The sequence below is a fragment of the Arthrobacter sp. NyZ413 genome, assembly GCF_049390645.1.
Classification (GTDB): Bacteria; Actinomycetota; Actinomycetes; order Actinomycetales; family Micrococcaceae; genus Arthrobacter.
In genome coordinates this window covers 1,813,613-1,835,434 of record NZ_CP155434.1, presented here as the reverse complement: position 1 = coordinate 1,835,434, position 21,822 = coordinate 1,813,613, and the positions used below count along the sequence as shown (strand labels likewise).

The 21,822-nt window shown below is 64.0% G+C and carries 23 protein-coding genes, 7 tRNA genes and 1 riboswitch; of the genes, 10 read left to right on the top strand and 20 right to left on the bottom strand.

The features are described from left to right. Positions 1-52: 52 nt before the first annotated feature. The 5 genes from trpC to hisI all read right to left on the bottom strand — a co-directional run bounded on the left by trpC (position 53) and on the right by hisI (position 3,918). The gene (trpC, locus tag ABCW42_RS08635; protein WP_423184437.1) at positions 53-871 is read right to left on the bottom strand and encodes an indole-3-glycerol phosphate synthase TrpC; all 819 of its coding nucleotides are present in this window, start codon (positions 869-871) and stop codon (positions 53-55) included. A 2-nt stretch (positions 872-873) separates the two neighbouring features. Next, the gene (locus tag ABCW42_RS08630) at positions 874-1,146 is read right to left on the bottom strand and encodes an HGxxPAAW family protein (protein WP_423184436.1); all 273 of its coding nucleotides are present in this window, start codon (positions 1,144-1,146) and stop codon (positions 874-876) included. A gap of 90 nt (positions 1,147-1,236) precedes the next feature. Further along, positions 1,237-1,842, bottom strand: coding sequence for a Trp biosynthesis-associated membrane protein (locus ABCW42_RS08625; RefSeq protein ID WP_423184435.1), 606 nt, complete (start codon positions 1,840-1,842; stop codon positions 1,237-1,239). Further along, positions 1,839-3,419, bottom strand: a complete 1,581-nt coding sequence (locus ABCW42_RS08620) for an anthranilate synthase component I (protein ID WP_423184434.1) — start codon at positions 3,417-3,419, stop codon at positions 1,839-1,841. Before ABCW42_RS08620 ends, ABCW42_RS08625 begins: the two co-directional genes overlap by 4 nt. A 58-nt stretch (positions 3,420-3,477) precedes the next feature. Further along, positions 3,478-3,918, bottom strand: coding sequence for a phosphoribosyl-AMP cyclohydrolase (gene hisI / locus ABCW42_RS08615; RefSeq protein WP_423184433.1), 441 nt, complete (start codon positions 3,916-3,918; stop codon positions 3,478-3,480). Between the two features lie 89 nt (positions 3,919-4,007). Between hisI and ABCW42_RS08610 the strand changes: the two genes are divergently transcribed. Further along, the gene (locus ABCW42_RS08610; RefSeq protein WP_133202743.1) at positions 4,008-4,652 is read left to right on the top strand and encodes a TIGR03085 family metal-binding protein; all 645 of its coding nucleotides are present in this window, start codon (positions 4,008-4,010) and stop codon (positions 4,650-4,652) included. Between the two features lie 140 nt (positions 4,653-4,792). Here the strand turns inward: ABCW42_RS08610 and hisF are convergent, their stop codons facing one another. From hisF to ABCW42_RS08540, 14 genes are all read right to left on the bottom strand, one after another. Next, entirely contained in the window at positions 4,793-5,569 is a 777-nt protein-coding gene (gene hisF / locus ABCW42_RS08605) for an imidazole glycerol phosphate synthase subunit HisF (RefSeq protein ID WP_423184432.1), read from the bottom strand. 63 nt (positions 5,570-5,632) lie between these two features. Then, entirely contained in the window at positions 5,633-6,493 is an 861-nt protein-coding gene (gene hisG / locus ABCW42_RS08600; protein ID WP_133202654.1) for an ATP phosphoribosyltransferase, read from the bottom strand. Positions 6,494-6,610: 117 nt separating this feature from the next. After that, positions 6,611-6,874: a phosphoribosyl-ATP diphosphatase gene (locus ABCW42_RS08595; protein ID WP_018778638.1), complete on the bottom strand. Its 264-nt coding sequence runs from the start codon at positions 6,872-6,874 to the stop codon at positions 6,611-6,613. 157 nt (positions 6,875-7,031) lie between these two features. Then, entirely contained in the window at positions 7,032-7,517 is a 486-nt protein-coding gene (gene ribH / locus ABCW42_RS08590) for a 6,7-dimethyl-8-ribityllumazine synthase (protein ID WP_423184431.1), read from the bottom strand. Positions 7,518-7,572: 55 nt separating this feature from the next. Further along, on the bottom strand, positions 7,573-8,274 hold the full coding sequence (gene ribA / locus ABCW42_RS08585; protein ID WP_423184430.1) for a GTP cyclohydrolase II: 702 nt from the start codon (positions 8,272-8,274) through the stop codon (positions 7,573-7,575). Continuing rightward, positions 8,271-8,891: a 3,4-dihydroxy-2-butanone-4-phosphate synthase gene (gene ribB, locus ABCW42_RS08580; RefSeq protein WP_423184840.1), complete on the bottom strand. Its 621-nt coding sequence runs from the start codon at positions 8,889-8,891 to the stop codon at positions 8,271-8,273. The genes ribA and ribB overlap by 4 nt, the downstream gene beginning before the upstream one ends. Before the next feature lie 71 nt (positions 8,892-8,962). Continuing rightward, positions 8,963-9,601 carry a riboflavin synthase gene (locus ABCW42_RS08575; RefSeq protein ID WP_423184429.1) on the bottom strand — a complete coding sequence of 213 codons (639 nt, stop codon included), beginning with the start codon at positions 9,599-9,601 and terminating at the stop codon, positions 8,963-8,965. Then, on the bottom strand, positions 9,601-10,749 hold the full coding sequence (gene ribD / locus ABCW42_RS08570; RefSeq protein WP_423184428.1) for a bifunctional diaminohydroxyphosphoribosylaminopyrimidine deaminase/5-amino-6-(5-phosphoribosylamino)uracil reductase RibD: 1,149 nt from the start codon (positions 10,747-10,749) through the stop codon (positions 9,601-9,603). Before ribD ends, ABCW42_RS08575 begins: the two co-directional genes overlap by 1 nt. Beyond that, positions 10,746-11,444, bottom strand: a complete 699-nt coding sequence (pnuC, locus tag ABCW42_RS08565; protein WP_423184427.1) for a nicotinamide riboside transporter PnuC — start codon at positions 11,442-11,444, stop codon at positions 10,746-10,748. The genes ribD and pnuC overlap by 4 nt, the downstream gene beginning before the upstream one ends. Positions 11,445-11,528: 84 nt before the next feature. After that, positions 11,529-11,683: riboswitch (FMN riboswitch) on the bottom strand. A gap of 81 nt (positions 11,684-11,764) precedes the next feature. Continuing rightward, a complete protein-coding gene (gene rpe / locus ABCW42_RS08560) occupies positions 11,765-12,427 on the bottom strand; it encodes a ribulose-phosphate 3-epimerase (RefSeq protein ID WP_133202661.1) in 663 nt (220 codons plus the stop codon). Positions 12,428-12,509: 82 nt separating this feature from the next. Continuing rightward, positions 12,510-14,057, bottom strand: a complete 1,548-nt coding sequence (locus ABCW42_RS08555; RefSeq protein ID WP_423184426.1) for an RsmB/NOP family class I SAM-dependent RNA methyltransferase — start codon at positions 14,055-14,057, stop codon at positions 12,510-12,512. Further along, positions 14,054-14,974, bottom strand: a complete 921-nt coding sequence (gene fmt, locus ABCW42_RS08550; RefSeq protein WP_423184425.1) for a methionyl-tRNA formyltransferase — start codon at positions 14,972-14,974, stop codon at positions 14,054-14,056. The genes ABCW42_RS08555 and fmt overlap by 4 nt, the downstream gene beginning before the upstream one ends. Then, a complete protein-coding gene (gene def / locus ABCW42_RS08545) occupies positions 14,971-15,537 on the bottom strand; it encodes a peptide deformylase (RefSeq protein WP_423184424.1) in 567 nt (188 codons plus the stop codon). The genes fmt and def overlap by 4 nt, the downstream gene beginning before the upstream one ends. A 51-nt stretch (positions 15,538-15,588) precedes the next feature. Then, on the bottom strand, positions 15,589-16,470 hold the full coding sequence (locus ABCW42_RS08540) for a cytochrome (RefSeq protein ID WP_423184423.1): 882 nt from the start codon (positions 16,468-16,470) through the stop codon (positions 15,589-15,591). Between the two features lie 152 nt (positions 16,471-16,622). On the opposite strand from ABCW42_RS08540, the gene ABCW42_RS08535 reads away from it, so the two are divergent. From ABCW42_RS08535 to acs, 3 genes are all read left to right on the top strand, one after another. Then, positions 16,623-17,771, top strand: a complete 1,149-nt coding sequence (locus ABCW42_RS08535) for a diguanylate cyclase (protein ID WP_423184422.1) — start codon at positions 16,623-16,625, stop codon at positions 17,769-17,771. 171 nt (positions 17,772-17,942) lie between these two features. Then, the gene (locus ABCW42_RS08530) at positions 17,943-18,668 is read left to right on the top strand and encodes an acetate uptake transporter (RefSeq protein ID WP_423184421.1); all 726 of its coding nucleotides are present in this window, start codon (positions 17,943-17,945) and stop codon (positions 18,666-18,668) included. Positions 18,669-18,670: 2 nt separating this feature from the next. Then, positions 18,671-20,650: an acetate--CoA ligase gene (gene acs / locus ABCW42_RS08525; protein WP_423184420.1), complete on the top strand. Its 1,980-nt coding sequence runs from the start codon at positions 18,671-18,673 to the stop codon at positions 20,648-20,650. Positions 20,651-20,720: 70 nt separating this feature from the next. Here acs and ABCW42_RS08520 read toward each other — a convergent pair. Continuing rightward, positions 20,721-20,795, bottom strand: a tRNA-Val gene (locus ABCW42_RS08520). Between the two features lie 262 nt (positions 20,796-21,057). On the opposite strand from ABCW42_RS08520, the gene ABCW42_RS08515 reads away from it, so the two are divergent. From ABCW42_RS08515 to ABCW42_RS08490, 6 genes are all read left to right on the top strand, one after another. Next, a tRNA-Gly gene (locus ABCW42_RS08515) sits at positions 21,058-21,130 on the top strand. A 56-nt stretch (positions 21,131-21,186) separates the two neighbouring features. Continuing rightward, positions 21,187-21,257 (top strand) — tRNA-Cys (locus ABCW42_RS08510). Between the two features lie 40 nt (positions 21,258-21,297). Next, a tRNA-Val gene (locus ABCW42_RS08505) sits at positions 21,298-21,372 on the top strand. 55 nt (positions 21,373-21,427) lie between these two features. Beyond that, a tRNA-Gly gene (locus ABCW42_RS08500) sits at positions 21,428-21,500 on the top strand. An 86-nt stretch (positions 21,501-21,586) separates the two neighbouring features. Continuing rightward, positions 21,587-21,661: transfer RNA gene (locus ABCW42_RS08495), tRNA-Val, on the top strand. Between the two features lie 55 nt (positions 21,662-21,716). Continuing rightward, a tRNA-Gly gene (locus ABCW42_RS08490) sits at positions 21,717-21,792 on the top strand. Positions 21,793-21,822 lie beyond the last annotated feature (30 nt).

The following is a 21,822-nucleotide window of genomic DNA, read 5'->3' as shown; positions in this document are numbered from 1 at the left end:
GGCCGTAATGTCGATCGTCGGTCCGGCCTCGCTGCAAGACATCTGGCTGGTCTCAGGTCCTGACTGCCATGGCAGCGGCTCCGGCTGCCTTGAATTCACTGATGCGTTCCCGCGGGGTGGCGTCGCTCACGAGCGCCTCGCCGACCAGAATCGCGTGGGCGCCGTTACCGGCGTAGTGCGCGACGTCGTCGGCGTTCCGCACGCCGGACTCCGCCACCACTACCGCTCCGGGAGGGATGCTCCCGGAGAGCGAGGCAAAAAGCGAACGGTCGACGTCGAGCGTCTTGAGGTTGCGGACGTTCACGCCGATGATCCGTGCCTGGGCCGCGGCCGCGCGCTCGATTTCCTCGGGCGTGTGAGTCTCCACCAGCACGTTCATGCCGAGCTCGTGGCTCAGTACGCTGAATTCCCGCAGTTGCGCGTCGGAAAGCGCGGCGACAATCAGCAGGATGAGGTCGGCACCGTGGGCACGGGCCTCCCAGATCTGGTACTCATCGACCGTGAAGTCCTTGCGCAGGAGCGGGATCCCGACGGCGGCACGCACGGTGTCCAGGTCCGCCAAGGAGCCATTGAAGCGCCGCTCTTCGGTGAGGACGCTGATCACGGATGCACCGCCGTCGGCGTACTGCCGCGCAAGTTCAGCAGGGTCTGCGATGCTGGCGAGGTCGCCCTTCGACGGGCTGCGCCGCTTGATTTCTGCGATGACCTTCAGATCGGCACGGCTGGCCGACGGGCCGCCCAAGGCGGCCCATGCGTCCAGTGCGGGCGCGGTGTCAGCCGCACGCGCTTTCAGTTCGTCAAGTCCGACGAGGCGGCGGCGCGCCTCCATGTCCTCCTTGACACCGACGATGATGTCATCCAGAACAGTCACAGTCAGTGGCCGGCGTTCTTCAGCTTGCTGCCGCCAACGCCGTAGCCGGCTTTGCGCATGGCCCAGCCCGCGAGCAAGCCGATCACCATGACCACCGCTCCGCCAATGAAGAAGGGGGTACTGGCAATCACAAAGGCGATGGCGCAAACCAGTGCGCCAACCAGCATGACAATCACGCAGGTCCACGCTGCCGGGCTGTTGCCGTGGCCGATTGCGTCGCCGTGGCTCGCCTCGGTCGCAGGGGCATTGCTCGCGGACACAGTGGTTTTGCTCATGTGAAAATCTCCTCGGGATGAATACTGCTTACATTCTGCCATTTATTGGCGGCGCCCGGGACATCGTCCGACGTCACGGGCGGATGAGTCTTACGTAGGATCTTCTCCGCGCGAGAGGCGGTCCCAACTGTCGATCTCGTCGACCGGTCCGGAACCCGCGGCGGCTGCCCGGCCCGCGACGTCGTATTTGGTGCGGCCCTTCCAATAGCGGCCAGCGAAAGGAAGAAGGCACCCGAACAACGCCAGCAGAACTGCGGCCACAAGGGCCAGGACAGGAAAGACCGTGAAAGACGCCCCTGCCTGTCCTCCTGAAATACCGGTGGTTGCGGCGATAGTTCCTTGGGCCGCGGCAAGGGGGCCGGCGACCACGAGGGCGGCGGCCACAACGATGCCCGCCGAGGCGAGCACGACGATCGCGGCTATGACCCAACGCGACACCTTTCCGGCAATCGAGGACGCCAGGCCACCGGCCAGGGCCACGATCGCCAAGGCCGTGACAGCTGTAGCTGCCTTACTGCCTTGTACGTGGAGGTATGCGCTTGCCGCAGCCGCGGGGTCGAGGCGTACGTCGATCCAACTTTGCGTCGTCGTCCCGACGACGGCGAGGGCTAGAAGAGCCAGGGCCAAGACAATGTTGGCCTTGCGTGCCCACAGCGGGGGCTTGGCGGCGGTGGTGCGGTGGCCGGCAGCAGTCACGAGGCAGGTTCTCCGTCGTCGGCGGGACCGGCGGACACTGACTCCGGTGAGACATCGTGGAGCGATCCCGCGGTGTGTACGGCACGCAAGGGTGCCGCAGCTTTGTTGACGGATTCCAGCGCCTCGGTCGGCTTGTGCGAATCAGCCACAATTCCGCCGCCGGCCTGGACGTACGCCCGGCCGTCGCGTAGAAGCGCCGAGCGGATGGCGATTGCCATGTCCATGTCGCCCGCGAAGTCCAGGTACCCCACCACGCCGCCATAGATGCCTCGGCGGTGCGGCTCGAGTTCATCGAGGAGTCGCAATGCGCGCGGCTTCGGCGCACCTGAAAGGGTGCCTGCCGGGAAGGTCGCCTTCAAGACGTCGTACGCCTTGGCGTCCGGGGCTAGCTCCCCCACCACGGTGGACACCAAATGCATGATGTGGCTGAACCGCTCGACTTCCATGAATTGCGTGACATCAACTGTGCCCGCAACACAGACCTTGGACAGGTCGTTCCGGGAGAGGTCAACGAGCATCAAGTGCTCGGCGCGCTCCTTCTGGTCGGCAAGCAGCTCGGAAGCCAGGGCTTTGTCGGCTTCGACTGTCTTGCCACGCGGCCGCGATCCGGCGATCGGGTGCGTGATCACTTCGTTGCCGGTGACGGTGACCAAGGCTTCAGGCGAAGACCCGACAATCGTGTATTCCCGGCCGTCTGCATCTTCCAAACGGAACAAGTACATGTACGGGCTGGGGTTTGTGTTGCGCAGCACCCGGTAGACATCGAGCGGATCCGCGGAACACTCCATCTCGAAGCGGCGCGAGATAACCACCTGGAACACCTCGCCGTCGACGATCGCTTCCTTGCCGCGATCGATCGCGTTCAAGTACTCCTGCTCATCCCAACGTTCCTGCACGCTTGACGCGAAGTCGAGCGCGGCGGACTGCAGCACTGAGACCGGCTGTTTTACCGGAGTGCTGACTTGGTCGAGGAGCCGCTTAACCCGGGCAACGGCGTCGTGCCAGGCTTCGTCCACGCGCTCGGAACTGTTGTCGAAATTGATCGCGTTGGCGATCAACAAAACGGTTCCGTCCATGTTGTCGTGGACAGCCATGTCCGTGACCAGGTTCAAGGCGATCTCCGGCAAATGGAGGTCGTCCTCGGGCGGACTCGTCAGCTTCTCCCAGTGCCGGACCGTTTCCCACCCAAGGAAACCGACAAGTCCCGAGGTGAAGGGCGGCAAGTCCGGGAAGCGGTCGGTCTGCAAAGCGGCGACCGTGTCACGGACGGCGTCCACGGGACTTCCATTCACCGGCACGCCGACGGGCGGCTCGCCGATCCAGTGCGCTTGGCCATCCTTGCTGGTCAGCGTGGCCCGTGAACGGGCTCCGATGAACGAGTAACGCGACCAGGCGCCACCGACCGCTGCCGATTCCAAGAGGAAGGTTCCGGGTTGGCCTTGCGCCAGCTTGCGGTAAAGACCGATGGGGGTCTCGGCGTCGGCCAGTACCCTGAGCCGGACAGGAATGACCCGGTTGTGTGCGGCGAGTTCGCGGAACTCCTCCAGGCCCGGGGTGATGATTCCAAGGTCCTGCATGGTTTGTGTTCTCCGCCTCTTCTTGTGTGCTGCCTGAGTGAATTTCGGGTTTTGGATTCTAGTCCCGCTCGCCTTTTACGGCTGCGAGGCTCCGGCCGTCGAAACAAGTATGCGTACCAGTGTGGCAAGCGGCTCCGACCTGGTCGACGCGCACCAGGAGCGCATCGCCGTCGCAGTCCAAGGCCACCGACTTGACGTACTGGAAGTGCCCGGAGGTGTCCCCCTTGCGCCAGTACTCCTGCCGGGAGCGCGAGAAGAAGGTAACGCGCCCGGAGGTCAGGGTCCGGCGCAAGGCTTCATCGTCCATCCAGCCCAGCATCAGGACTTCATTGGTGTCGAACTGCTGGATGATCGCCGCCACAAGGCCGGCGGAGTCGCGCTTCAGCGCGGTGGCCAGTTCCGCTGGGAGCGGACTACCGGATTCGACGACGGACCCCGCCGAGGGCGCGGCAAGGGTGCTGGCGGAGTGACCGACTGGGGGTGTTGACTGCTCAGACATCAGATCAAGTCTAGTGCCTCTCCGAGAGCCGAAATTCAGCGGCGGTTCCAGTGCGCAACAGAGCGCGTCTCGTGCTAGTTTCACAAGTGATGCATTTCGTCGAACCCTCCCGCGAAGTACTGGCCGAAACACTCCTGGCGGCCGGACCTGACTCCCCCACGCTCTGCGAAGGGTGGCTCACACGGGATCTCGCGGCGCATCTGTACTTGCGGGAGCGGAAGGCCGCAGTCGGCATCGGGCTGCTCGTCAAGAGCCTCGCGAAGGCCTCCGACAAAGCCACGGCAAAACTGGCCGGTAAGCTCAAGACCGCGGAAGACTACGCCGAGCTGGTCAACACCTTCCGCTCCGGGCCGCCTCCTTTGTCTCCCTTGAAAATCAAGGCCCTCGACGAGTCCTCCAACCTGATCGAGTACTTCGTGCACACGGAAGACATCCGCCGCGCAGGAGACCGTTGGGCGCCGCGCGCGCTCGACGAAGAATACTCCGACGCCCTGTGGGATGAACTGATCAAGCGCGCCGCTATCCTCTACCGGGGCGTTGACCTCGGAATCGTACTGGTCCGCCCCACCGGTCCACGCCATGTCGCCAAGCGCGCTCCAGTGTCTGTCGCCATTGTGGGCGAACCGGGTGAGCTGTTGATGCACGCCCACGGTCGCACCCACCACGCCCTGGTGACCTTCGAAGGCCAGCCTGACGCCGTCGCGCTGCTCCAGTCGGCCGAAGTCGGACTATAGGCAGCCTTCAAACAGGAGCCGGTCCTTAAACGTCAACCGACCCGGTGTCCGGAGCCCCTCGAGGCTCCGGACACCGGGTCAGTTTCGTGTGGCAGTGCATAACGGACGGTGCCTAACGGACACTGCCGAACGGACGGTGCCTAACGGACCAGGAAGCCCGCGCCGCGGATCGCGGCCTTGACCTGGGCCATCATGTCGTCCGGTCCAAAGTGGAACACGGAGGCCGCCAGGACCGCATCGGCCCCGGCCTCGACTGCCGGTGGGAAATGCGCTGGCTCCCCGGCGCCACCGGAGGCGATGATCGGAATCCGGACTGTCGCCCGGACGAGGCGGATGAGCTCAAGGTCGAAACCATCCTTGGTGCCGTCGGCGTCAATTGAGTTCAGGAGGATTTCCCCGACTCCACGGTCAGCGGCTTCCTTGGCCCAGGCGATCGCGTCGATCCCGGTGCCTTGACGGCCTCCGTGGGTGGTCACCTCAAAACCCGATGCCGTGGGCTCCGAGCCCGGCCGCGTACGCCTGGCATCCACCGACAGCACGAGGACCTGCGAACCGAAGTGCCTGGTGATCTCGTCAATGACATCCGGACGCGCAACAGCCGCCGTGTTGATGGAGGCTTTGTCCGCGCCGAAGCGAAGGAGCTTGTCCACCTCCGCGACGCCGCGTACTCCCCCGCCGACCGTCAGCGGAATGAAGACCTCTTCGGCGGTTCGGCGGACGACGTCGAAAGTGGTTTCCCGGTTGCCGGACGATGCGGTGACGTCGAGGAACGTGAGTTCGTCGGCACCCGCGTTGTCATAGCGATGGGCCAGTTCAACCGGATCGCCGGCGTCACGGAGGCCCTCGAAATTGATGCCCTTGACCACACGGCCCGCGTCGACGTCAAGGCATGGGATGACCCGGACTGCTACAGCCATTGCTACTCCTGGATTCGTCTCGTGTGTTCTTCGCGGTGCGGCCCACCGCCGCCAACCGGCAGGTCAGATGCGGCAGGCGTGGATGCTGCTGACCAGGATGGCTCGTGCGCCGAGGTCATAAAGCTCGTCCATGATCCGGTTGGTCTCCTTCTTCGGCACCATCGAGCGCACCGCAACCCAGTCGGAGTCGCGCAGGGGCGATACAGTGGGCGACTCCAGGCCCGGCGTCAATGACGCCGCTTCCTCGACCAGGTCCTTGCGGATGTCGTAGTCCATCAGCACGTACTGGCGGGCTACCAGAACGCCTTGCAGGCGCCGGATGAGGACGTCGATTTCCTTAGCAGTGCCATTCGCGGCGCCGCCCTCGCCAGTGCGGCGGATCAGGACGGCCTCGGACTTCAGGATCGGCTCGCCGAAGATCTCCATGCCGGCTGCCTTCAGCGTGTTTCCGGTCTCAACGACGTCGGCAATCGCGTCTGCGACGCCGAGCCGGACGGACGATTCCACGGCGCCGTCGAGGCGGACGACCTTGGCTTTGACACCCCGCTCGGCGAGGTAGTCGCGCAGGAGGCCGTCGTAGCTGGTCGCCAAGCGCTTGCCCTCGAGCTGCTCGACGCCGCTGAAGTCGCCGACCGGGCCGGCGAAGCGGAACGTCGAGGCAGCAAAACCGAGCGGAAGCAACTCTTCGGCTTCGACTTGCGCGTCGAGCAGGAGGTCGCGGCCAGTGATGCCGACGTCGAGGGTTCCTTGGCCAACGTAAACCGCGATGTCGCGGGGACGGAGGAAGAAGAACTCAATGTCGTTGTCCGGATCCACCATGACCAGCTCGCGGGAATCGCGGCGTTGGCGGTATCCGGCCTCGGACAGCATTGCGGAGGCGGCTTCTGATAGGGATCCCTTGTTGGGGACGGCTACTCGCAGCATTATGGGGTCTTTCTTGGGAATGGAAGGGGAAGTTTCAAACAATCAAGGGCTCCGGGCCACGCTGGAGGCCTGCGTACGGTCCTGTTTCAATGGTGGATCGCAGCAGGGCGGACGTGGCTAAAGATGCTTGTAAACGTCTTCCAGGCTCAGACCCTTGGCTAGCATCAGGACCTGAAGGTGGTAAAGCAACTGGGAAATTTCCTCGGCTGCGGCTTCATCGGACTCGTATTCTGCCGCCATCCAGACTTCGGCTGCTTCTTCCACGACCTTCTTGCCGATGCCATGGATTCCGGAGTCCAATTCGGCGACGGTGCGGGAGCCTGCCGGACGGGTCGCTGCCTTTTCGCTGAGTTCGGCGAACAGCGTCTCGAAATTCTTCACGCCCTACAGCCTACTTGCTCCGGGCAGATGACCGCCTGTCGGGACTTTGAATGACGAAAGGGATGTGATCGAACACACAATAAACCTCCCGGCTCGATGCTTCGCACGTGGTAGCGATGCCGCGAACGGGGGCCGCCACATCCCTTTCGTCGACCGCTTAGCTGTATTGCTTGAGGGTCAGGGCCGTGGCAAGCGCGGCGGTGACTGCCTCATGACCCTTGTCTTCCGAGGACCCCTCGAGACCGGCGCGGTCCAGGCCCTGCTGTTCGTTGTCGCAGGTGAGGACTCCGAAGCCAACCGGCACGCCGGTGCGAACGCTCACGTCGGTGAGGCCCGACGTCGCCGCCTGGCACACATAGTCGAAGTGTGGTGTGCCACCGCGGATGACCACCCCGAGCGCCACAACAGCATCAAAGTGCGGGGCGAGGCGTGCGGCGGCGACGGGAAGCTCGAAGGAGCCCGGAACGCGCAGCACAGTCGGCTCGGCGATGCCGGCTTCCTTCGCTGCGCGCAAGGCTCCGTCCAGCAGCCCGTCCATGATCTGGGTATGCCAGCTGGCTGCCACTATGGCGAGCTTAAGCTCTCGGGTGTCCTCCGGATTGAGGGTGGTCAAGTCGATGGTGGGGGCGCCGTGTCCGCTCATGGGTGTGCGATAGTCCGTTCGTTGTGGGAGTGCAGCTCAGTCTTGAGGATGCGCTTCAGTCTTGTTCGTGATCAAAGGTCGTGCCACTGGCATGGGTGCCGGCGGGCTCGGTTTCGCCAAGCGTCAGGCGATGGTCCATGCGGTCCTTCTTGGTTTGCAGGTAGCGCAGGTTCTGTTCGCGGGACGGAACCTCGGTGGGAACCATCTCAACAACCTTCACGCCTGCCTGGGCCAGCCGGTTCTGCTTGTCCGGGTTGTTGCTCAGGAGCCGGATCTCATGAAGGCCCATTTCGGCCAGGATCTGGGCGGCGGCCTTGTAGCAACGCGCATCGACCGGGAGGCCCAATTGTTCATTGGCTTCTACGGTGTCGAATCCAGCCTCCTGGAGGGCGTAGGCCTTGATCTTGTTCGCCAGGCCGATGCCGCGCCCTTCCTGGCCGCGCAGGTAGAGCAGGGTGCCGCCTTCTTCGGCGATGAGCTCCAACGCGTAGGCGAGCTGTTCGCCGCAATCGCAGCGGTAGGAGCCGAAAACGTCGCCCGTGAGGCATTCGGAGTGCAAGCGCACCAAGGGGGCCCTGCCTGCCCGGGGCGCGACGGGAGAACTGACCGCCAAATGCTCGACGCCGGTTACGAGGTCGGTCCATGCCTGGGCCACGAACTCGCCGAAAGCGGTGGGCAACTGTACTACCGGTCCACCGCTCACCGGATGGGGGGCACCTGTCGCGCTGCCGCCGTCGTGCTTTGTCGATGTGGTCATCGCTGCTCCTCGTCTACTGCCGGAATTGCCGCCTGGTCCCCGCCTTCCGAAGCCGCTACGTAAGCTACGAGGTCCTCAATCGAGATCAGAGGACACCCGTGCTCGGCAGCGAACTCCCGGAGGCTGTCCAGTCGCATCATTTCACCGTCGTCGTGCACCAACTCGGCGATCACGCCCACCGGGGCAAGGCCTGCAAGCCGGCAAAGGTCAACCGCCGCTTCCGTGTGCCCCGGACGTTCACGCACTCCCCCATTAACGGCCCGAAGCGGAAAAATATGCCCGGGCCGGGTGATGGAAGACGGAGTGCTGCTGGGATCGGCCAGGATCCGCGCCGTCAAGGCCCGATCGGTGGCCGAAATGCCGGTGCTCACTCCTATAGCCGCGTCACAAGACACAGTGTAGGCAGTGCCTTTGGCGTCCTCGTTGACCGAGACCATTGGGGGAAGCGCGAGGGCGTCGGCCCGGGCGCCCTCAAGGGGAACACAGATGACACCGGAGCTGTAGCGGATCGTCCAACCCATCAGCGCCGGCGTGGCATGCTCGGCGGCGAAGATGATGTCGCCTTCGTTCTCGCGGTCCTCGTTGTCGACCACAATGACGGGTCGTCCTGCGGCCATCGCCTGGACGGCCGCTTGGACGGGATCCAGGCCTTGACGCACCGCGGTAGTGCCCTGGTTATGTTCGGCGCTCACAGTCCGGCCTCCTCTGCCTGCGCGGTCGGGCGGAAGGACAGCAGTCGCTCGGTGTACTTGGCGAGGACGTCGACTTCGAGGTTTACCCTGCCTCCTGCGGCTTTCGCGCCCAGCCCGGTTTCATCCAGCGTGGTGGGAATGAGGCCCACTTCAAACCACGGATTGGCTTCAGCCGCCGGGCTGACTGCCGTAACGGTGAGCGAAACGCCGTCGACGGCGATCGATCCTTTTTCGGCGATGTAGCGGGCCAACGGGGCCGGGACGCCGAACCGAAGACGGTCCCAGTTTCCGAGGGATTCACGCTCGAGAAGCTCGCCCACACCGTCCACGTGCCCTTGGACGACGTGGCCGTCCAAGCGGCCGCCGGCCTGGACACAGCGCTCAAGGTTGACTGTGTCGCCAGCGGTGAGTTCGCCGATAGTGGTGCGCACGAGGGTCTCGCCCATGACGTCGACGCTGAATTCCTGGCCGTCGATTTCCGTGGCCGTCAGGCATACTCCGTTGACGGCGATGGAGCCGCCCAGCGCGAGGCCTTCCGTGGTGGTCGGTGCCTTCAGGCGTAGGGTCGCGCTCGTCCCGCCCTCGTGTTCGACGGACAGGACGGTGCCTTGTTCGGCAACGATTCCGGTAAACATCAGTGTCCTCCTGTGGTGGAATCCGTGGCATCCTTGCCCGGAAGTGGCTTGTTGTGGTCGCGGGACGTGGTCCACGCGGGGTTGTTTCCGTCAACTGGTCCGGATCGCAGATGCAAGCGAAGGTCCCGCCCCAGGGCATGGACCGCGCCGCCGGCTGCGTCGTCCCAGGTCCAGTGCTGGGCTTCGGCCAGGGTCGAAATTCCGAGGTCCCCCAAGGCAGCTTTGCCTGAGCCCAGCAGGGTCGGCGCGAGATAGATGATCATCTCGTCCACAAGTCCGGCCGCGAGGAACGCACTGAGGATGCGGGATCCACCCTCCACCATGACGTGGCGGACGCCCTCGGCGAAAAGCAGATCCAAGGCTTCCGCCGGCTCCCGGGTGCGCAAATGGACGAATTTTCCATCTGTTCCGCGCACTGCGGCATCGGCGGGAATTTCCCGCAATCCCATGACCGCCCGAAGGGGCTGGCTTTCGGATTCCCGGCCGTCGGGTTCCCGGGCCGTCAAGCGGGGGTTGTCCACCCGTACTGTTTCCGTGCCTACCAGGATCGCGTCGATCAACCTGCGCAAACCATGGTTGTCGGCAAGGGATTCCGGGCTTGAGATCCACTGGCTCGTCCCGTCCGTGGCCGCAATCCTGCTATCGAGGGTCTGGGCGATGTGGAGCGTAACGAACGGACGCCTGGCTCCGACCGCGGCAAACCACTCACGGTTCAGCGCGTGGGCTTCCTCGGCGCCGAGGCCGGACTGCACGTCGACGCCGGCCGCCCGCAACGTGCGGGCACCACCGGCGGCACGGTCATGGGGATCGTCGACGGCGTAGACCACACGCGAGATTCCGGCGTCGATAATGGCCCGCGCGCAAGGGCCGGTCCTGCCGGTGTGGTTGCACGGCTCCAAGGTGACCACCATGGTGGTGCCGCGAAGGTCCAGGCCCTTTGCTTGCGCGTTGTTTATGGCGTCCGCCTCGGCGTGGGCGGTGCCCGCGCCACGGTGGTATCCCGTGACCAACTGCTTCCCGTCCGCTCCGAGCACAACGGCTCCGACCAGCGGATTGGCACCCCTGTGTCCCCTGAGCGCGACGTGCAGAGCGGCTTCCATGGCCTCTGATTCCGCTGTTGAGAAGGCCACGTTAATGGACTCGCTCATGGCATGGCTCCTGCCGGTGTCGGCTCGAGGCCACCGGTTCGCGATGTGCGTTCACGTCGATCAGCCCGCCACCAGACGAAGAATCCAGCCAGCGTGAAGAAACCGTAAAACAGGTACATGAACGCGCTGGCGAAGTACCCCGCACTGAACAGGAGCGGCACTCCAACGATGTCCACGGCAACCCAGATGAGCCAGAACTCGGTCCAACCGCGCGCCATTCCGTAGGTGGCCAGTAGCGACCCCATGAACGTCCAGGCATCCGCCCACACTGGCGGATAGGAGCCCAGTGAGGCGAAGAGTGGTGTCAGTGCCGCAGTTCCGGCGAACATGGCTGCCACCAAAAGGATTCGGGCAGCCGGACTCGCCCAGCCCGGCACGATGGCCCGGTTTTGGGAAGCCGATCGAAGGCCCTGCCTCCAGCGGTACCAGCCGTAAACGGCAACACCGATGAACATGACTTGCCGTCCGGCCTGACCCCACAGGGTTGCCGGAGAAGCCGTACCGAAGACGTTGCCGAGGAAGACCGTGAGCAGGAGCAGATTGCCCGCGATTCCGATAGGCCATGCCCAGACTTTGCGGCGCATGCCGCCCAAGGCGCTGGTGAGCCCGAAGATGTTGCCTAGCACTTCACGAAGCACCAAAACAGATCCGCCAACGGGAATCTGTGCTTCGAAGAGCCATCGCAGAAAGTCCATGCCGTTCCTTCCCTCGAATGCCGCGATGGCTCCGGGGGTGTACGACAGCTTAGGACTAGGCGCGCAAGGCGCCGAGCCAAGACTGTACGTGCTTCTCCCATCCAGACTTTAACTGTCGGTACTGGAATTCCACCAGTTCAACCGTCCGCCTTCGCGGCTCCTTTGCAGGAACCGCTATGGCTCGCGGGTCGCGGACTATCACCGCCGGTTCGGAATTACACCGACCCCGGAGCACGTAATGTGTGTTTGCTATTGTGCCACAACCGGCGGCGCGGACAATGTATTCCCCCGCCTGGCTGCAGCCCTGTGCGTCATTATTGTCACATTGCGCCCACGCCGGCCGCGCGCAGCCGGTCAATAGCCGCGGCGGGGTCGTCATGGCCATAGACGGCGGAGCCCGCGACGAAGACGTTCGCTCCCGCCTCGGCCGCCCGGACAATGGTCTCCTCGGTGACGCCGCCATCGACCTGCAATGCGACGCCGATGCCGGATCCGTCGATCGCAGCCCGTGCCCGACGGATTTTCGGCAACGTGATGTCCAGGAAGGACTGCCCCCCGAAGCCGGGCTCGACCGTCATGATGAGGAGCATGTCCAGTTCGCCGAGCATGTCCAAATACGGCTCCACGGCCGTGGCCGGGCGGAGCGCCATCCCCGCCTTCGAGCCGCGGGCGCGCAGTTCGCGGGCGAGCTTGACGGGAGCGATCGCAGCTTCAGCGTGGAATGTCACCGAAGCCACCCCAGCGTCCGCGTAGGACGGTGCCCAGCGGTCGGCGTCGGCGATCATCAGGTGGGCATCCAGCGGAACGGGACTGACCGCCTGGATCCGTTCCACGACGGGCAGGCCGAGTGTCAGGTTCGGGACAAAATGGTTGTCCATCACGTCCACGTGCACGGCGTCGGCGTTGCTGATCCTTTTCAGCTCGGCTTCCAGGTTCACGAAGTCCGCGGAAAGGATGCTCGGGTTGATGCAGCACTGGGTCAAGGCAGTTCCCTCTGGGTTGGTGTCGGTCTCGCCGTTCCAGCTTAGGCGCGGGCGGCTATCGGCCGGGGATGGCCGCTGAAGGTTACGGCTTCTTCCTCAGGAGGGCCAGGAACATCGCGTCCGTACTGTGCACGTGCGGCCAAAGTTGGGCTGACAACTCGTGCCCGGCGCCGAGGCTACCGGTGAGGCTCACGGCATCCAAGGCGGCTCCGGCGTCGATCTGTTCGACGTCGGTCCGTTTGCGCAAGACATCGCCCACGACGGCGGTGGTCTCCGCCGGGTGCGGCGAACAGGTGACGTAAGCCACCACCCCGCCTGGCTTCACGGCGTCGATGGCCGAGTTGAGCAGTTCACGCTGCAAAGGACCGAGATCGGCGAGGTCCTTGGGCGTCCGGCGCCAGCGCGACTCAGGCCGGCGTCGCAACGCACCGAGGCCGCTGCATGGAACGTCTACGAGAACCCGGTCGAACGTCCCCGGCTGCTCCTTGCCGACGTCGCGCCCGTCGCCGACGCGAACGGTCCATGTGTCGCCGGGAACGGCCCCGAGGGCCTGGCGGACCAGTTTCGCCCGGTGTTCTGCTGGTTCATTGGCCAGGAGGGTCGCCCCCTCCCGGTGGGCCAGCGCGGCAAGGAGCGCGGCTTTGCCGCCGGGGCCGGCGCATAGGTCCAGCCACTTCTCGCCCTTCCCGGTCGCGGATCCGAGCTCGACTCCGACGACGGCGCGCGCGACCAACTGCGATCCGACATCCTGGACCCGTGTGGTGCCTTCGCGGATGGATGACATACGGCCAAGGTCGCCTCCGCTGGACAACGCGGAGTCCGCGACGAGTTCGCCGGCCGTGGCACCGTTTTCGAATGCTTCGTCAAGGTTGCCTATTCCCGGGAGAGCCACGAGGTTCACCACGGGGGCGGCGTTGTCGGCGTCGAGCAATTCAGTGATTTCGTTTGCAGGGCGCCCATGGGCGACCAGCGACTGGCGCAGCGCCCGGACGATCCATTCCGGATGGGCGTGGCGGATCGAAGCAATTCTTGTCTCGTCCGATTCGTCCTCCAGGAGGTAATCGAGCCACTCCGGCAACGACCTCGCGCTGACCCTTCTCAGCACGGCGTTGATAAGGGAGGACGGACCGGCTCCGATGACGGCACGGGCCAGGCCGACGGTCTGGTCCAAGGCGGCGTGGGCGGGGACGCGCATGGCAAGCAGTTGATGCGCGCCAAGGCGGAGCGCATCCAGGATCGCGGGATCGAGCTTCGAGAGCGGACGGTCGACGCACCTCGCGAGCACGGCGTCGTACGTGCCTTGGCCACGCAGGGCCCCGTAGCTCAGTTCAGTGGCAAAGCCGGCATCGCGTTTGTCCAGATGGTGGTGGCGGATCCGCGCGGGCAAGACCAGGTTCGCGTACGCATCCTCCGAGGCGACTGCGCGAAGGACCTCGAACGCCACCAGCCTCGCGGGATCGGCCCGGCGGGTTCGCTGGGCCGGAGCATTGGCCGAGAAACCGCGCTGGGGGCCCCGGTTGCGTTCGCGTCCTTGGGCGTTGCGATGGCTTTCGCCGCGGGCACCGCGGCTGTTGTGGCCGTCCCCACGGTTTCCGCCGGTATTGGGGCCGCGCCGGCCTGACTCATTCATTCAAACTCCACGTTTTCCGGTGTTGCCAAACCACGGGCCCAATCGGCCGACGGCATCATTTTCTTGCCCGCAGGCTGGATCCGGCCAAGTTGCACCGCGTGGGATCCAGTCCCGACCAAAACGTTCCGGCCCTCAGCCCTGAGGTGGCCCGGCGCGAGGTCGCGGACATCGGGGCGCATGGCCACGGGTTCCAGCTTGACCCGTTGTCCATCCAGCATGGTCCACGCCCCCGGCTCCGGCGTGACACCGCGGGACCGTCGGTTGATCGCGAGGGCCGGTTGCCTCCAGTCGAGCCGGCCGTCGTCGAGCGTCAGCTTCGGGGCGAGTGAGACGTCACCTTGTTGGGGCTGGGGAGCCGCCTTGCCGGCGTCGATGGCGGAGAGCGTCTGGCTCAACAAGACAGCGCCACTCAGCGAAAGCCGCTCCAACAAATCACCTGCGGTGTCTTCCGGACGCACGGTTTCGGTCAGGGTGCCGAAAACAGGCCCGGTGTCCAGGCCCTCCTCCAAGAGGAAGGTCGCAGCACCCGTGACGTCGTCACCTGCGATGACCGAGCGCTGCACCGGTGCCGCGCCCCGCCAAGCCGGAAGCAGGGAAAAGTGGAGGTTGATCCAGCCATGGCGTGGCACTCCGAGTGCGGCCTTCGGAATGAGCCCGCCGTATGCGACTATCGCGGCAACATCTGGCTGATAGCCGGCGATCCGCTCCGTGACGCCAGCATCCACCTTTGAGGCATGGATGAGGTCGATGCCGAGCTCCGATGCCCGCGCGGCAACCGGAGACGGTGTCATGATCCGCTTGCGGCCGGTAGGCGCATCCGGCCTGGTGAGCACGGCAACGACGTCAAAACCGGCCCCGATCAAAGCCTCGAGCGATGGAACGGCAACCGCGGGAGTGCCGGCGAAGAGCACCCTCACTCGGCAACCCCGAAGCTGCCGAAACTCGACGCAACTGTCGTGGCGCGCTTGGCCGTGGTTTGTTCGGTGACTGAGTGGTAGTCCGCTGCACGGATCGCCCTCAACGCGGTTTTCCGGTCCTCGCCTTCCAAACGGTCCGTGAAGAGAATTCCGTCGAGATGGTCAGTCTCATGCTGGAAGCACCGCGCAAGCATGCCTTCCGCCTCGATGGACACCGGATTGCCGTTGAGGTCGACGCCGGTGGCCCGAGTGGTCTGGTGACGCCGGACCGGGAACGCCAGGCCCGGAATGGAGAGGCAGCCTTCCACCTCGTCCGGTTGGAATTCTTCGCTGTTCTCCAGAACCGGGTTGATGATGTGGCCTTCCACCCCGCCAATACGGTAGGTGAAGACCCTCTGGCTCACACCGATCTGGGGGGCCGCGAGGCCTGCGCCATCCACGTCTTCCATGGTTTCGGTCATGTCCGACACGAGTTTGGCCAGCTCAGGTCCGAATTCCGTGACTGGCTCGGCAACCGTGCGGAGAACGGGGTCGCCGATGATACGGATACTCAAAATGGCCATCTGCTGTCTTTCCTCACGATCGGCAAACTTCGATCCCCCGCAACGAGGGAGCTAAGCCAGTTTAGTGGAGCCTGCCACTGCGGCGGCGGCAGGGTACGACGGCGGAGCAACCGGGAGCAGGGCCGTTCCCGCCGAGGAGACGTCGGCAGACATTTCCCACACCCTCTTCAAGGCGCAGAACTTCCACCAGTAACGCTTGAGGACATCCGGGTTGGCCCGTTGCGGACGCACTTCGGTTTCACCGATGGCTACGGCAAGCAGGATCGGATTCTCTCCGTATTGCCAAGGTTCCCACTCCCCTGCCACGGGATCGACAAGGCTCTCTTCCGCCTTCATGCCCGCCACCAACTGCATGACCACTTTGTTGTCGAGGGGCTTCACGGTTCCATCGCGCGTGGTTCCCTTGGTCTTGTAGTCGATGAGGCACACACGGCCGCCGATCTTGGCGACGAGGTCCAAGGTACCCGCGTAGCCGACGCTCGCGTTCCATACGGTGATCTCCGGTGCGATCGGTTCAACCCGATACAACTCCCACCACTCGTCGAACCGGGCGGCAAAGGCTTCCTCGCCGTTCGAAACGAGCTCGGCGCGTGCTTCGTCCACCCGATGCGGACGTCCGAGCGCGCGAAGGGCGACCTGCTCGCAATAGCCGTGGACCCGGTCGCCGCGACGGGCGGCATCGTCCCGATAGGCTTCGGCTGCCTTGGCCGCTTTATTGACCGCCTGCCGCATCTTCGCCGGACTGGAAAGATGCTGCGGGAGTTCCGGATCCTTCGCGAGGCTGCTGGCCCCCATGTAACCGAACCAACCGTCCAGGTCATGGGCCTGCTGCCCGATCACCGTGGTGATGGACGGCACCGAGAAGGTTTCCGAAGTGGACCGGGCATACATCCGGCCGTACTCAGTGGCATGGGCAAGCAGTGGATCTGTCATAGGAAAACTCTTTCACATACCCCTGACAGTGAACGGCCAGACCACTGCTCCGCCGCTGCGCGTGTAACGAATGGGACTGTCGTGAATGATGGGGCGCATTGTTCGACGAGCGATGCCATAATTGGTCTCGTCTTTGGCTACGGGAGCGAATAATGGTCCTCGATATAACAACGCTGCGAGTTGCACTTGGCGTGGTCGCTCTCACCCTGCTGGTGCTGTTCTACGCGTCCTTCCGCCGAACACGATCGGCCTACAACGGCTGGTGGTGCATCGCCCTTCTGTTCTTCCTCACGGGGAACTCCGCGTTTCTACTCAACGGGACGCCGCACCAAGTGTGGGCGAACCCGTCCGGAAACGCGCTGCTCGTGGGAGGAGCATTCAGCGTCTGGGCCGGTGCGAGGTCGCTGCGGATGCTCCCGGCACCCCGATGGCAACTCGCCGCCGCCTGCGCCGTTACGGTGTTCGCTTCGCTCTTGGACAGACCGGGCACCAACACCTGGTCCGGAGGACTCGCGTACCTGGGGTTCATGACTGTAGGAATCGGCCTTGCTTCACTGGATCTTTGGCGCCTGGATTCCAGCTACTCCCATGTCCACAAATCCATGGCCATCGCCGCCGGGTTCCTCGCCACCTACTATTTCGGCCGCTGGGTGCTGTTTCTCGCGGAAGGACAATCCGGACCGGATTTCCGACTGTACTTCGGCCCATCCATTGCAAGCCTGGTCACATTGGTGCTGCTTGTCGCTGTCTCGTTCAGCATGACCGCGCTCAGCAACGACCAACTGATCAACGGGCTCAGCGAACGCGCCGCCCGCGACAACCTCACGGGCCTGCTCAACCGCGGCACCTTCCTTGACCTCGCAGCCAAGGAATTGAAGCGCCTGCAGGCGACGGGATCCATTGCCTCCTTGATCCTGGCCGACCTTGACCACTTCAAGGCCATCAACGACGTCTACGGGCATGCGGCCGGCGACGCCGCCCTGAAGGCGTTTGCCGATGCCTGTACCGAATCCGTGCGGGCCACCGACGTCGTCGGTCGATACGGCGGCGAAGAGTTCATCCTGCTCCTGCCCGGAGCGACGCAGGAACGGGCCGAGAGCATCGCGGCCGACATCAGCCGCGCCCTGGCAGCTACAGAAAGCCTCGACAAAATGCAGCTTCCGACCGTCAGCTACGGAGTCGCTTCAAGTCCCGCCGACGCCGTCGACCTCACCACGATGATCGCGGCCGCGGACGCTGCTTTGTATGAGGCAAAATCGCTCGGAAGGAACCGCGTGGTGAGGGCGGGCCGGCGCGCGTGATGCCTGCGGAACGGCCGCTTACGGCCATCGCCGGCCGACAATGTATGTGACTTGAGTCACATAGTGTAGTGACCTTTACCACAACCTACGACAAGTATTCCCTTGCGAAGCTAGGTGTACTCTGGTATAAGTCACCAGCGATGGTGCTGGTGCGGACCAAGGAGTCGTACCATGAGTGTCGAATCAACTTCCGCAGCGGGAACTTTCCCGGCAGGGAGCGGTCGCAGGGCTGAAACGCCCGTACCAACACAAGGCAACACAGCATCGGCACAGGCAGGCGCCGATCCTGCGGCACGTGCACAAAGCAACACGGCATCGGCACAGGCAGGCATCGTTCCTGCATTCGCCGATCCTGCGGCGCTTGGCCTGGGTGCCTTTGCGATGACCACATTTGTGTTGAGCGCAATAAACGCGGGACTCATTCCCAAAGCGGACGAACCGGTAGTGCTCGGCCTAGCCCTGTTCTACGGCGGCATCGCCCAGTTCGGAGCCGGCATCTGGGAATTCGCAAACCGCAACGTCTTCGGCGCTACGGCCTTCTGTTCATACGGCGCATTCTGGTTGTCCTTCTGGTTCTTGAGCCAGTTCACGGCTGCGAACCTTCCAGCCGCCGACGCCGGCAAGGCGGTCGGACTCTATCTCCTCGGCTGGGCAATCTTCACGGCATACATGACCATTGCTTCCTGGCGCGTCAGTATGGGCGTCTTCGCCGTCTTCGTCTTCCTGACACTTACTTTCATCGCCCTGTTCATCGGTGCATTCACGGCTGCAAGCGGATTGACCATGCTGGGTGGCTGGCTGGGCATCATCACCGCCCTCATTGCTTGGTATTGCTCGCTCGCGGTGGTGGCAAACTCCACCTTCAAGCGAACCGTGCTTTCGGTGGGGCGTCGGTAAGGATGGCCACACAACCAGACGCTTCCGAGGAGACACTCGCAAACCTCCTGCACGAACACCGGCGCTTTCCACCGGACGCCGGATTCGCAGCCCAAGCCAACGCCACGTCGTCGGACTATGAAGCGTCCGCGAGCGACAGGCTGGCATTCTGGGCACAACAAGCACGGCGGCTGGACTGGTCGCGCGAATGGACGCAGGTCCTGGACTGGTCCAACCCGCCATTCGCCAAGTGGTTTGTGGGAGGCAGGCTAAACGCGGCCACCAACTGCCTGGACCGGCACGTCGCGGCCGGGCGCGGCGACAGAGTGGCTTACTACTTCGAAGGTGAGGGCGGAGACACCCGGACGATCACCTACGCCCAGCTCACGGACATGGTCTGCCAGGCCGCGAACACCCTGACCGACCTGGGGGTCAAAGCCGGCGACCGGGTGGCTATCTACATGCCCATGATTCCGGAGACCGTAGTGGCAATGCTCGCGTGCGCGCGGATCGGCGCCCCGCACACGGTGGTCTTCGGCGGATTCTCCGCGGATGCCCTCCGAACACGGATCCATGATTGCGACGCGCGGGTCGTGGTCACGTCCGATGGCGCCTACCGCCGCGGAAAGGTTGTCGGGCTGAAATCCGCCGTCGACGAAGCCCTGCTGGACTGTCCCGATGTCCGCAATGTCCTGGTGGTCCGGCGCACCGGGCAGGACATCGATTGGACGCCCGGCCGGGACATCTGGTGGCACGACTCGGTGGACCAAGCGTCGACCGAACACCATGCCGAAGATTTCGACGCCGAACATCCCCTCTACGTGATGTACACCTCGGGGACCACGGGCAAGCCCAAAGGCATCCTCCACACGACTGGCGGCTACCTTACCGAATGCGCCTATACCCACTGGGCCGTCTTCGACCTGAAGGCGGAATCGGACATTTTCTGGACCGCCGCGGACATCGGCTGGGTTACCGGGCACAGTTACATCGTGTACGGGCCGCTGGCCAACGGAGCCACCTCCGTGTTGTACGAGGGCACGCCGGATACTCCCCACCAGGGCCGCTGGTGGGAAATCGTGGACAAATACAAAGTTTCGATCCTCTACTGCGCCCCGACTGCCATCCGCACGTTCATGAAGTGGGGCGCACAGATCCCGGCCAAGTACAACCTCGGCAGCCTCCGCTTGATCGGCACAGTCGGCGAACCGATCAACCCCGCCGCATACATCTGGTACCGCGAGAACATCGGGCACAACCGGACCCCGGTGGTGGACACATGGTGGCAGACAGAGACGGGAGCCATCTTGGTCAGTCCCCTGCCCGGAGTTACGGCGGGCAAACCGGGCGCCGCCATGAAGGCACTTCCCGGTATCGTGGCCGACGTCGTGGACGACGCCGGCAGCCCCGTCCCTGACGGGGCAGGGGGCTACCTCGTCCTACGGGAACCGTGGCCCTCCATGCTGCGCACCATCTGGGGCGACGACGACCGTTACGTCGATACCTACTGGTCGCGCTTTCCAGGCCTCTATTTCGCGGGGGACGGGGCGAAGAAGGACGAAGACGGGGATATTTGGCTCCTCGGCCGGGTAGATGACGTGATGAACGTTGCCGGACACCGGCTTTCGACGACGGAAATCGAGTCGGCCCTTGTTTCCCACGCGAAGGTCGCGGAAGCCGCCGTCATCGGGGCCGCCGACGAAACCACCGGCCAGGCAATCGTTGCCTTCGTCATCCTGCGCAGCGAAGCGGGCGACGGAGGACCTGAGGTTGTCCAGGAGCTTCGCGACCATGTAGCGAAGGAAATCGGCAAGATCGCTCGACCGCGCCAGATCATGGTGGTGCCGGAACTGCCGAAGACCCGCTCCGGGAAGATCATGCGACGGTTGCTTAAGGACGTAGCCCAGGACCGGCCGATCGGTGATGTCACCACCCTCGCCGATTCCTCGGTGATGGACCGGATCAAGGCGGGCATGCCCGGCGATGCGGAACGTCGACAATAGGCCGGGCCGCGGACACTGGCAGGAAGCAAAGAACCCCTCCAGCCGATATCGACTGGAGGGGTTCTTTTCCTGGTGGGCGATACTGGGTTCGAACCAGTGACCTCTTCGGTGTGAACGAAGCGCGCTACCACTGCGCCAATCGCCCGTGCACAAGAAGACTAACCGACCCCGGCCGGAATTCAAAAATCGGGAAAACGCACGAACAACGGCGGGCGCAAACCAGACAACGAATGGCGGTGAATCACAAACGTGTAACTCAAAAAATCCGCGCTATTGCAAGGAACTCGAGCCCTCGCCACCCCGCGCGGAAGAATCGATTTGGAGTTTCCCGGAACCTCCTATAGAGTTTTTACTCGTCGGAAAGCGACGGAATGCCCCCTGCGGACAGGTCGCCGAACTAAGACTATGCGGACGTAGCTCAGCTGGTAGAGCACCACCTTGCCAAGGTGGATGTCGCGAGTTCGAATCTCGTCGTCCGCTCGCAGGACACTGTCACGGCATGGACTTCTTGGATCCACCAGGAATCGTGCTTACACGGTGGGTTGGCCGAGAGGCGAGGCAGCGGCCTGCAAAGCCGTATACACGGGTTCGAATCCCGTACCCACCTCGGTGAGAACCTTGGTTTCCGGTCCATACCGGTTTGCTTTGGGCGATTGGCGCAGCGGTAGCGCGCTTCCCTGACACGGAAGAGGTCACTGGTTCGATCCCAGTATCGCCCACCAGAGCAAGGCAACTTGCTTGTTGATGTACACCCGGCAATTGCCGGTCAGGCATCATGCGGACGTAGCTCAGCTGGTAGAGCACCACCTTGCCAAGGTGGATGTCGCGAGTTCGAATCTCGTCGTCCGCTCGCTTGTTTACGGCCCACCACAGGGCCGTTTTTCAAGACCGGGTCCTTAAGCATCCGGAACCCGACCGGCCACATCAGCCGGATCGGGGCGATTGGCGCAGCGGTAGCGCGCTTCCCTGACACGGAAGAGGTCACTGGTTCGATCCCAGTATCGCCCACCAGAGCAAGGCAACTTGCTTGTTGATGCACACCCGGCAATAGCCGGTCAGGCATCATGCGGACGTAGCTCAGCTGGTAGAGCACCACCTTGCCAAGGTGGATGTCGCGAGTTCGAATCTCGTCGTCCGCTCCATAAAATCCACGTTTTACACAGCGGCTCCCC